At 58.6% G+C, this 11,291-nt stretch carries 8 protein-coding genes, 1 tRNA gene and 1 pseudogene; 7 read left to right on the forward strand and 3 right to left on the reverse strand.

The window, feature by feature from the left end; all coding sequences use genetic code 11:
- Window positions 1-2: 2 nt before the first annotated feature.
- Window positions 3-839, reverse strand: a complete 837-nt coding sequence (locus AB1A62_RS11160) for a hypothetical protein (RefSeq protein ID WP_366661561.1) — start codon at window positions 837-839, stop codon at window positions 3-5.
- Between AB1A62_RS11160 and AB1A62_RS11165 the strand changes: the two genes are divergently transcribed.
- The 3 genes and pseudogenes from AB1A62_RS11165 to AB1A62_RS11175 all read left to right on the forward strand — a co-directional run bounded on the left by AB1A62_RS11165 (window position 838) and on the right by AB1A62_RS11175 (window position 2,366).
- Window positions 838-1,860: a LysR family transcriptional regulator gene (locus AB1A62_RS11165; RefSeq protein WP_366661562.1), complete on the forward strand. Its 1,023-nt coding sequence runs from the start codon at window positions 838-840 to the stop codon at window positions 1,858-1,860. The genes AB1A62_RS11160 and AB1A62_RS11165 overlap by 2 nt on opposite strands.
- A gap of 37 nt (window positions 1,861-1,897) precedes the next feature.
- Window positions 1,898-2,101, forward strand: a pseudogene (locus AB1A62_RS11170) (integrase core domain-containing protein); the annotation flags it as partial.
- A 189-nt stretch (window positions 2,102-2,290) separates the two neighbouring features.
- Window positions 2,291-2,366: transfer RNA gene (locus tag AB1A62_RS11175), tRNA-Thr, on the forward strand.
- 178 nt (window positions 2,367-2,544) lie between these two features.
- Here AB1A62_RS11175 and AB1A62_RS11180 read toward each other — a convergent pair.
- Entirely contained in the window at window positions 2,545-2,862 is a 318-nt protein-coding gene (locus tag AB1A62_RS11180; protein ID WP_366661563.1) for a hypothetical protein, read from the reverse strand.
- Window positions 2,863-3,012: 150 nt separating this feature from the next.
- Between AB1A62_RS11180 and AB1A62_RS11185 the strand changes: the two genes are divergently transcribed.
- The 4 genes from AB1A62_RS11185 (at window position 3,013) to AB1A62_RS11200 (ending at window position 10,423) form a co-directional block, all read left to right on the forward strand.
- Window positions 3,013-3,333 carry a hypothetical protein gene (locus AB1A62_RS11185; RefSeq protein ID WP_366661564.1) on the forward strand — a complete coding sequence of 107 codons (321 nt, stop codon included), beginning with the start codon at window positions 3,013-3,015 and terminating at the stop codon, window positions 3,331-3,333.
- 112 nt (window positions 3,334-3,445) lie between these two features.
- Window positions 3,446-4,786 (forward strand): diaminobutyrate--2-oxoglutarate transaminase, encoded by a 1,341-nt coding sequence (gene ectB / locus AB1A62_RS11190; RefSeq protein ID WP_366661565.1) that lies wholly within the window; start codon window positions 3,446-3,448, stop codon window positions 4,784-4,786.
- 292 nt (window positions 4,787-5,078) lie between these two features.
- Window positions 5,079-9,164: a Pls/PosA family non-ribosomal peptide synthetase gene (locus tag AB1A62_RS11195; protein WP_366661566.1), complete on the forward strand. Its 4,086-nt coding sequence runs from the start codon at window positions 5,079-5,081 to the stop codon at window positions 9,162-9,164.
- Window positions 9,165-9,298: 134 nt separating this feature from the next.
- Entirely contained in the window at window positions 9,299-10,423 is a 1,125-nt protein-coding gene (locus tag AB1A62_RS11200) for a hypothetical protein (protein WP_366661567.1), read from the forward strand.
- 47 nt (window positions 10,424-10,470) lie between these two features.
- Here the strand turns inward: AB1A62_RS11200 and AB1A62_RS11205 are convergent, their stop codons facing one another.
- Entirely contained in the window at window positions 10,471-11,286 is an 816-nt protein-coding gene (locus tag AB1A62_RS11205) for a formate/nitrite transporter family protein (RefSeq protein WP_366661568.1), read from the reverse strand.
- Window positions 11,287-11,291: the final 5 nt, after the last annotated feature.

Genomic DNA, 11,291 nt, shown 5'->3' on the forward strand with positions numbered 1-11,291 from the left:
GATCAGTCCTTCAAAGATGAAAGCAGGCTGCCGAGAGGGGTTTCCGGCGCAATGCCGAGAGTTTTGAAAATCCGCCAGTAAAGCGCGATGTCATGGCCGATGACCGGCTTGCCCAGACGCTCCTCCAGCGCGGCGGCATAATGGACCGGGCGCTGCGCAATCCCGTCTGATGGGCGGCGGTAATTGCTCATTCCGTTGATCAGGTAAGCATCGGCGTCGGGAGCTTGCTCTGCGGTATACTCAAAGGACTTCCAGATCAGCTCTTCGTCGAAGCACCAGATGCAGTCATCGACCTCCTGCTGAGAAGCAAACCAGCCCTGATCATAAAAGTTTCCGGCCCAGACCACGTCGAACCCGGCTTCTTTCAGGAAACTGACAGTGCCCTTGTACCAGCTGTCGGGGTGATAACAGGCGTTCAGCGCGACTTTCTCGATGTTGCTTTCGCGCAGCGCTTCGACCATCGCATAGCCGGCCATGTGGAACGGAGTCTCGTATTTGTCGCTCAGCATCTCGCAATGCCGGCGGATCCCTTCGACCCCCAGGCCGGAGGCATGCACCCAGTTCGATCCCACCTGCGCGCAGACATCGGCCCCGTTGTTCGCCATGCATTCCAGAAAATCCTCAAGCATGCCGAAGTTCTTTTTCCGCTGGTCCAGCCGGTGCGCGTAGTCGGGCACATGCAGCATCCAGCCGTGGGCGCCGACACTGCGCGGCGCCATGCGGAGAAAGTCGGAAGGGGCTGCATCGAAGTCATGCGGCGGGCAGGTAAAGCCCACCTGGTGCAGAAAGAGCTTCACCTTGGGATCTGCCCATTTACGTGGTTTTTCGTAGTCGTCCATGCTGCAATCCGCCAGTCGATTAGGGGTGTCTTTCGCACAGGAGCTTCCTTGGGATCCCCGCGGATTTCCATTGCTTTTGCGTCCATGGCGACATATCGAAACTGATATGCCGGAACGGAAATACACCCTCCCCTCCTTCAACGCGCTGGCTGCATTCGAAGCGGCGGCCCGCCTTCAAGGGTTTGCCCGCGCGGCGGAGGAGCTGAACACGTCGCAGCCCGCCATAAGCCGCCATATCCGCAACCTGGAAATCCGCTTCGGCACCCTGCTTTTTGACCGGGGAAGCTCGCCCATCCGCCTGACAAGAAAGGGGCAGCAGTTCTATGCTGGGATGGTGCAGGGCCTCGACATGCTGCAGGATTCGGTCCGCGGCCTGGCACGGGGCGGGAACCTGGTCACCCTGGTCTGTTCGCATTCGGTTTCACATCTTTTGCTGATGCCACGCCATGGCCAGTTACGCAAAGCTCTGGGCGCGGAGGTGGAACTGCGGCTGCTGACCGCTGAATACAACCTCACCCGGTCGGCAGTAGATACTGGAGCTGATATCGTGTTCGAGTACTCTTCACTCCCGCCGGTGGAAGAGCATGTTGTGGTTTGCGACGAGGAAATCAAACCGGTCGGCACGCCTGACCTGATCGAGCAGGCACAGGGAGCGCTTGAAGGTTCCTATGCCCCGCCGCCGCTGCTGGAACTGAGCAAGGATAATTTCGGCTGGATGACCTGGCGGGACTGGCAACGGGCGCATCCTGACTTTTCTGGCTGGCAGGTCAGAGAGGAATTCGACAGCTATGTCTATCTGCTGGAGGCCGCTGCGGCCGGCGCCGGCCTGGGACTGGGCTGGCGCAGCTTTGCCGATTCCTACCTGACAAGGGGTTCCCTGGTTGAAATGCCTGTGGACTGGCATTCAAGAAACACCCGGCTCTATGCAAAGCTCACCCGGTTCGGCCGGGGCAACCCGGCGGCTCAACGCTGCCTCGCGCTGCTTGAATACATGACCGCTGGCACAGGCCCGCAGAAGTGAAGGGAAACATTGCTGCGGGCGGCACCAGGCCTCTTGCATCGAGCCAGGATCACCTTGGAAAAACGGATGCTGCGAAAGCTTCGACGCCGGGCTCTGCTACGACTTGATCAAAGGTGAGATATTCTACAGCCTGCGCGAGGCTTTAGTCCCAATGGACCAATGGAGAAGCCAGCGGCCGCGATTACGGCTTGCCCGGTGTAGAGCTTGCAGAACACTACCCGCGCCTATGTCTTCAAAGTGATGTCTGAAAGACCCGGTTGGTCGAGTTCGCAACAGGAGGCTACGGGCGGCCTCCTTAGGAGTAAGAGAGGTTCAAGCAATGCAATAAATGTGTTCGAAAATACGGTTGAACCAGTGCTCTCATCTACCGGAAAATAATCTCTTGAGATGCTTGGAGATAGGTGCTACTCGCAGGTTCAGGAACGGTCAGGCCCTTGTAGCTCAGCTGGTAGAGCACCTGATTTGTAATCAGGGGGTCGGGGGTTCGAGACCCTCCGGGGGCACCATTCCTCTCATTCATGCCTGCGTTCCGGTAAGATAAGAGTTCGTGTCCGCACGGGGTCACCATATTTCTCGAGACAGCTTTGAGTTTCAGCGGGTTTGCAATCGGCTGCATCTGAACTGCGGACGCACCTGACTTTACATCCGGGCCGAACTGCTGCGAACATCAAGGTGCCGCCCCTTTCAGAAGCCAGAGCATAGCGTGCGCAGGCTTGCCGCGAAGGTAAGCCCAAGGGGAATTTCCTGAAAGACCGCGACTTCGATCACACGGCCACAGCACAAGAAAAAGTGCTCCTCCACCTCCTGTACGGACAATCCCGGCGCGGCATACTTACCGCACAGGCCAAAGGGGAAACCCGCCCGCGGAAGGAGAGCTTCGGCTAAACTCCAATTTATGCTACAGAATTCAATTTGAAGCCCGATCCGGGCTAGTGAGCAGAGCTTGCCTTTCAAATAATTTCTTGAAATTTTCGCAAAATGGTAATATGATGATGCTGCCATGCAACAGTGAGTGGTCGATTTATCCTAACAAGGTAAACCCGTGGACGTGATGTATTCATCCGCGGTCATGGAACGTGAGGAATAGCGATTTGCTATTCTTCTCATTTGCTAGTGGGGCAAAATAGGGGGTTTTAAACTAGGGGGGATCAAATGATTGTTCGGCCGGAATTGCGCTGCGGCAACCAAAGCGGCGTAAATGCTTGTTCTGCACCCAAAAGCCTGCTTTCCTCTCGCGGAGAGCGCGCGGCCATCCGCAAGGAAGCCGCCGCCGGGCGCTTGGACAGTTCTCCGAAGGCAGATCTGAAATTCCAGCTTGCAAAGACCAAAACCGGCCTGTGGCAGGTGCTGGATGCCAAATTCGCCTGTGGAGGGGTGTTTCAGGACCGCGTGTCCGCCACGCGGTTTATCCGCCAGGAACTTGCCGGCTGCAGGGCGCCCCTTGTTTACGTGCTCATTGGCTCCTCGGAATAATCGGGCAATCCGCACGAGCACCGTAAACGGTCCGCCACGCAACTTCAAATACAGTTAAATACCCCGCCCGGGCCTGCGCCTGGGGCGTGCTGCGTTAGATATGGAGAATACCATGGAACACGTGCAGCAATTCGGTTCTGAAAACGTTCTGTTTTCCGAAGCCGGAATCTTTGCGAGATATGAATCCAACGTGCAATCCTATGCCAGATCAATGCCTGCAATTTTTGCAAAAGCTGTCGGCTGCGAAATCTGGAGCGAGAAGGGAGACCGCTATCTCGATTTTCTTTCCGGCGCAGGGTCGCTGAATTACGGGCACAATAACCCCGTTCTGAAAAATGCCCTGACCGAGTATGTGAATGCCGATGGCATCGCTCACAGCCTTGATCTGCACACAGAGGCCAAGGCGCAGTTCCTGGCTGAACTTGCCGACACCATCCTGCGCCCCCGAGGTCTGGACTATGTTGCGCAGTTCACCGGACCAACCGGCACAAACGCAGTGGAAGCGGCGTTGAAACTTGCCAGGAAAGTGACTGGCCGGGCCAATGTGGTGCACTTCACCAACAGTTTTCACGGCGTGTCGCTTGGCTCGCTTTCGATGACCGGCAATCAAACCCTGCGCAAAGCTGCCGGCGTGCCCTTGAACGGCGCAATTTGCATGCCGTTCGACGGCTATCTCGGAGCTGACGTGGATACGGTCGCCGTTCTGGAGAAAATGCTGTGCGACAGCTCCAGCGGCATCGACCTGCCGGCAGCCGTGCTCGTCGAGACCGTGCAGGGTGAAGGCGGGCTCAACCCCGCAAGCTGGGCGTGGCTGCAAAGGCTTGAGGCTCTGTGCAACCGCCTGGAGATCCTGCTCATCGTCGATGACATTCAAGCCGGCTGCGGACGCACCGGAACGTTCTTCAGCTTTGAACCGGCGGGCATTGTTCCTGATATCGTCACCCTTTCGAAGTCACTCTCCGGCTATGGGCTGCCGCTTGCGCTGGTCCTGTTCAAGCGGGAACTGGATTATTGGCAGCCCGGTGAGCACAACGGGACTTTCCGCGGCAACAACCACGCTTTCGTGACAGCCGCGGCAACGCTGCGCCACTACTGGCGGACCAAGGATTTCTCCCGTGAAGTCACGGAGAAAGCAGAATACCTTGAAGGGCGCCTTCAGGGCATAACAGCCCGGTTCCCCGAGCATCTGGAACGAGTCAAAGGGCGCGGGCTGATGCGTGGGATCAGCTTCGCGAGCGCAAACACGGCCGGCGATGTTCGCGACCGTTGCTTCGCCCTTGGACTGATTTGCGAGCGTTGCGGCCCGGATGACGAGGTCGTCAAATGCATGTCGCCTCTGACGATCACCAGAGGTGAATTGGCCGAAGGGCTGGACATTCTGGAGCGTGCAACAGCGGACATTCTGGGTGCGCCAGGCAGATCCGGCCGGAAAATCCGCATCGCGACGTCCTGACCCGGCAACTGTGCATCAGCTTTCCTTAGCGCTGGTCGAGGCCCTCAGGGAGTGCTGTGCAGGGGAATTCCGGCCCGGAAGCATCCGAATTGAGGACATCGGGCCGGAAAGGTTGGGAAGGGGGGGCTAAATATTCCTTCCCAACCGGACTGCGCAAAACACCACGAACCTGCAGCCGCATTCATCCGCGCAAACCAAGCCAGGGCAAAGGATAGCACAGAGCACAGCACCATCACGCAACGGCGCATGAACAGCCTGTGCTGTACAGCGTTTCGCTTATTGGAGCTTAAAAGTGCTTACGTGTCATTCAGCAGTCAACTCTGTCCGCTGGCAGCCCGGTGAGCGGCTGCACCACCTGTTTGAAACACGCTGCGATGAATTCGACGCGCTTGGCGACAGCGATCACCTTGCCGTCATTTCAAAGGACGCAACACTGACGTTCCGGGATCTGGACAACCGTGCCAATCAGCTGGCGCGGTACCTTCTGTCAAACGGGCTGGGGCCAGGCGACCGGATTGGGCTGATGTTCGACAAATCCGCAGCCTCCTATACAGCCCTTCTGGCGGTGCAGAAAATCCATGCCGCCTATGTGCCGCTGGATGAAGGCTTCCCATCTGAGCGCATCGCTTTCATCCTGGAAGACGCCGGCGTCGACGCGGTGCTATCGCTGGAACGTTATGCTGGCTGCTTCAGCGGGATTGATGTCCCGGCATTTTTTTTGGACTTTGCCGCGCCGCAAATCGAAGCATGCGACACTGCCCGCCTGAACCCTGATGAGCTGAGCGGCAGAGGCGACGAGATTGCCTATCTCATCTACACTTCGGGCACGACCGGGAAGCCCAAGGGCGTTGTGATCGAACAGGCAAGTATCTGCAATTTTGTGCGGGTTGCGGCCGAGACCTATGGCTACCGGCCCGACGACCGGGTCTATCAGGGCATGACGATTGCCTTCGACTTTTCGGTCGAGGAGCTATGGGTGCCGCTATTGGCCGGCGCGGCACTTGTTCCTACCAAGCCGGGAGTAAGCCTGGTCGGAGAGGAACTTGCGGATTTTCTGCGACGGCGTCAGGTCACTGCGATGTGCTGTGTGCCGACTTTGCTGGCCACGGTGGAAGAGGAGTTGCCAGATCTGCGACTGCTTCTTGTTTCGGGTGAGGCCTGTCCTGAAGGGCTGATCTCACGATGGCACCGGGATGGCCGCACGATTCTGAACGCTTACGGCCCAACAGAAGCGACCGTCACCTGCACCATCACCGAACTGCTTCCCGGCAAGCCGGTAACCATTGGCGGCCCGCTGCCAAGCTATTCGATCGCGATCCTCGACCCGGAGGAAGACAAAGAGCTGGCCGATGGAGAACTGGGGGAAATTGCCGTTGCAGGCGTGGGGCTGGCTGCCGGTTACCTCAACCGTCCGAACCTGACGGCCAGGAAGTTCGTTCCCGATTGCTTGAACGGCCCCGACAACCCCTCCCGCCGACTTTACCGCACGGGTGATCTGGGGCGCATCAACGAAGACGGCGAAATCGAATTCCACGGGCGGATCGACACCCAGGTCAAGATCCGGGGCTACCGCATCGAACTGACGGAAATCGAGTCGGTGCTGCTGGAGTTTCCGGAAATTTCCCAAGCAGTTGTCGACACCTGGGAAGCGGAACCGGGCACGCGTGAGCTGGTCGCCTATTACGCGCTCAACAATGAGCTTGAAGCACTGGACAAGGAGGCCGTGGCACGGAAGCTTAAGGCGCAGCTGCCGCCCTATATGATCCCATCATATCTGGAAGAGCTGCAGAACATTCCCATGACCGTCAACAACAAGGCGGACCGGAAGAAGCTGCCTCCGCCGGCCGGACCGCGTTTCACAATCAGCAGCGAGAACACCGTCGCCCCCCGCGACGACGTCGAGGAATTGCTCGCTGAGCAGCTGCGCCCGATCCTGAATGCCGGAAAGATATCGATTGATGATCACTTCTTTGATGATCTTGGCGCTCATTCGCTGCTGATGGCGCGGTATTGCGCGGCGCTGCGCAAATGCGCCGGTCTGCCAAGCATTTCCATGCGCGATATCTACCTCAATCCGACGATCCGGAAGCTGCGCGAACGTGCCAAGGCCGCGGCGCCCGCGCCGCAGGTCCGCATGCCGCCGCAGACGCCCAAGCCCGAACACATCGCAAGCGACCGCGCGTACCTTCTGTGCGGCGCCGCGCAATTCGCCTGGATGATTGCCTATGGCCTGTTTGGTTTCTGGCTGTTTGTCAAAACCGTGGAATTTGCACTGTCAGGCAGCCCCAGCGCCGTAACGGCTGGCACGCGCATGACACTTGTCGGCTTCGGTCTGCTTGTGGTGTTCAGCCTGGTTCCGATTGCAGCTAAATGGGCATTGATCGGCCGCTGGAAGCCTAGCCGGATTCCGATTTGGAGCGCGGGGTACTTCCGTTTCTGGCTGGTCAAAGGCCTGATACGCAGCGCGCCCCCCGCCCTGCTTGCCGGAACCCCGGTTTACAATGTCTATCTGCGCGCGCTTGGCGCCAAAGTCGGGCGCGGCACAGTCATACATTCCGGGACGCCGGTCTGCACCGACCTTATTTCGATCGGCGAAAACACCATCCTGCGCCGTGAAGCGGTTGCGCTTGGCTATCAGGCCGAGGCCGGCTTCATCGAAATCGGGCCGGTCACGATCGGCGACAATGTGTTCATCGGCGAAGCCTGCATTCTTGAGATCGGTTCATCAATGGAAGATGGAACCCAGCTTGGCCACGCGTCTAACCTGGAAAGGGATCAAGTTGCACTTTCCGGCAGGCGCTATCACGGCACCCCTGCTGTCGAAACAGAGGATAACTATTGCCGGATCGAACCCCGCCACTGCAGCGAACTGCGCCGGTGGTCCTATACGCTTGGCTGGATGGTTTTCGGCTTCTTGATGCTTTGGCTCGTTTCCAGCGCCTTGGGAACGGTCATCCTGGGCGGCTATGTGGATGAATTCGCAGCGATCACTGACCTGCGGGAGATGGCAATCCTCGCCGTGCAAGTCACACTTATCCTCTATCTCGTGGCCTTCCCTGCAGGGCTGCTGTTCATCGGCATCATGCCGCGCATTGCACATAAGTTCGTGGAGCCCGGCCGGGTCTACACGCTTTACGGCTTTCACTTCTTCATGCACGGCCTTGTTGCCGGCTGGTCGAATTCCCGCTTCTATAACCTGATTTTCGGCGACAGCTCGGCGATCGTCTACTACCTGCAGTATGTCGGCTACAATCTGAACAAGGTGATACAGACCGGGTCCAACTTCGGAGTCAACCAACGCCACACCAACCCGTTCCTCTGCGACATTGGCACCGGGACAATGGTTTCCGACGGGTTGTCGATGATCAACACTGAGTATTCGGCATCCTCTTTCCGGGTGCTGCCGGTCAAGATCGGCGCAAGAAATTACCTGGGCAACAACATCCACTACCCCGCCGGCGGCCGCACCGGTGAAAACTGCCTCATCGGCACAAAGGCGATGATACCTGTCGATGGGCCGATCCGCGAGAATACGGGGATTCTAGGCTCCCCGCCCTTTGAAATCCCCCGTGCCGTGCAGCGCGACACCGCGATGGCAAGCAAGCTTGAAGCAGCTGCCCGCGCCGGCCGGCTGAAGGAGAAAAACATCCACAATCTGAATACGGCGCTGATCTACCAGGCTGCCCTGCTGGTTCTCATCTGCATCATGCTTTTTGCTGTACAAATTGCCTGGCAGGGCTATCTGGCAATCGGATTTCCTGCCTGGGCTGCTCTGGCGATCTTCATGAGCTTCTTCACCATCGGCTATTTTGTCTTTTGTGAACGGGCCAGCCTCTCCTTCGGCAGGCTGAAACCCCGCCAGGCAATCGTGCTTGACGATTACTTCTGGTCGCACGAACGGCATTGGAAAATGACCGACCACCCTGTCATCAACCTGTTCGCGGGAACACCGATGCGCGGGGTCATCGGCCGTCTGCTGGGCATGCGGATCGGCCGCAAGATGTTTGACGACGGCGCCCAGTTTGTTGAGCGTACCCTGATCAGCATCGGTGACAATGCGACATTCAACTACCGGGCGACGCTACAGTGCCATTCCCTGGAGGAAGGCGTGTTCAAGTCGGATTACATCTCAGTGGGCAGCGGCGCCACGGTGGGGGTTGGCGGATTTGTCCATTACGGGGCCAGCGTCGGCGAGAAGGCGGTTCTAGGGGCCAATGCCTTCCTGATGAAAGGCGAGGAAGTCGGTGCTGGGGATGCATGGTACGGCAATCCGGCCTGCGCGCCGCCGCACGCCGCAAGTGAAAGCATGCGCCACTTAGGCCAACCTGCGGCAGAGATGCGGATAAACGCTTGCCAGCAGCCCATTTGCGCCGAATGATTCCTCCAAGCAGTGCTTGCCTGCCGTATTGCGGACGCCGGTCTTGTACGTCATGTTCAACCGGCAGGAACCGCTCTGCTTGGAGCAGTCTCTTGTGCACGGATCGGGCAGGAATCCAGGAGGACCGCAAGGAAATGAAATCCATTGTTGTTACATGCGCGGTATTTGCCGCGGCGCATGCGGTGCCGGTGGCCGGCTGGGCGGAGGAAGACAGCAGAGCCCTCCTGGAACTGGCTGAAAAGGCGGAAGACGAAGGGTATGATCCCGACAGGCCCATTCTTGCCGAGCTGACCTTGGAATACCTTCACAACAACAGTGATGATCCAGATGAACAGGAAGACGACTATACCGCGACGCTGGATGTTGTGTATTACTTCAACGAGAATGTCTCGCTGGCGGGCTCTTTGCTTGGCGCATCCGTTAGGGGTGAGGGAACCTTCCCGAACGACTATGACTTCTATTTTGAAGAACTGTACCTGAACGCTGAGTTTGACCGGTTCGGGTTCTTCGGCGGCAAGTTCAATCCGGTGTTCGGAATTGGATTTGACGATGTTGCGGGCGAACTCTACGGCGCCGGCTACCACGACGGCTATGAACTGACTGAACGGCTCGGCGCAGGCGTCACCTATGCATTCGAGGATGCCCTGGGTGGCGAACACACCTTGGGCGCCAGCGCCTTTCAGCTGGATACCAGTTTCCTCGCCAAAAGTTTCCTGCGCGGTGAACGGCTGGCCTCCCGAGAGGACGGCGGGCTGAGCAACACTGGCGGCCTGAATTCCTACACCGTCTGGCTTGAGGGGGATGACGCCTTCGGCATCGAAGATTCACGCTACAACATCACCTACCGTTCGCAGGAGGGCGGCCTGCCAGGAGAGGAAACGGAAACCGGTTTTGCAGCCGGTGCCAGCAAGCTGATTGAACTTGGCAACGGCAACGGTCTGGAGCTGTACGCCGAACTGGTCAGCCTGGACAACTCGCAAGACGACGGTGTTTCCTTTGATCAGGACACTTTGATGGCAAATGCCGCCTATTATTTTGGCGAGGATTGGGTTGCCACACTGGGTGGTGGTGTCCAGGACGTCAGCAACAGCAGCGACATAGATGAAATAGCCAATGGCAGCAATCGCTTCGCAACCGCGTCGGTGGGCAAGACCTTTTACGACAGTTTCTATGTCGAACTCGCCTACAAGCGCGACCGAACAAACGGCACTTACACAAACTCTGCCGGTATCTTTCTGTCCTACAGCGTTGAATTCTAAATACCGGGCGTCTGAGCAGGCCTTACCGGCCTGCTCCCCCTGCCTTTTCAACCGGTTTCCCTCGCTGCTTCCTGTTTAGCCGCATCCTTCAGTTCCTGTGCCGAGGCCGCGCGCCAGTAGCCCCAGCCCATGATCACGGCCCCGGCAAAGGTATTGCCAAGGGTGACAAAGGTCAGGTTATGGGCTGCGCCGGAAAATGTGATGCTGTCCGGGTGATCCGACATCAGCGCCACCGAGAACACCGTCATATTGGCAATGCTGTGCTCGAAACCGGCCGCGATGAAGGCGTAAAGGCACCAGAAGATGATGATGCATTTGGCCACGTCGTCCCTGGCGCGTGCCGAGCACCACAGGGCCAGGCACACCAGCCAGTTGCACAGCACCGCCTTGGCGAAGAGCTGCAACGCAGGGCTCTGCATCTTCTTGGCCGCAACCTTGTACAGCAGCGCGTCCTCGCCCGCGCCCAGGATCAGCCCGCCGCCACCCGCGGTGAACAGGGCCGCCAGCAGCAACGCCCCGGCCAGGTTACCGCCCCAGCTGGCCGCCCAGCAGCGCAACAGGTCGCCCGGTCCGGTCCGGCCGGTCAGCAGCCCGTGGGTCATATACATGGTGTGGCCAGTGAACAGTTCGGCACCGGCGAACACCACCAGCATCAGCGCAATGCCGAAACTGGCGCCCATGACAATCGGGCGGAAGGCTCCTTCGACACCCTGCCCCACTGAAAAGATCAAGAGTATCCCGGCCCCGACAAAGGCGCCCGCCTTCAGCGCCAGGATCAGGAAAGCCAGCGGGTCCGTGCGCAAGTGGCGGCATTTCTGCTGCGCCAGTCGCGCGAAGCTCAGCACGGTTTCGGCATAGGTCATATCAC

The sequence above is a fragment of the Leisingera sp. JC11 genome (assembly GCF_040704725.1).
Taxonomy (GTDB): domain Bacteria; phylum Pseudomonadota; class Alphaproteobacteria; order Rhodobacterales; family Rhodobacteraceae; genus Leisingera.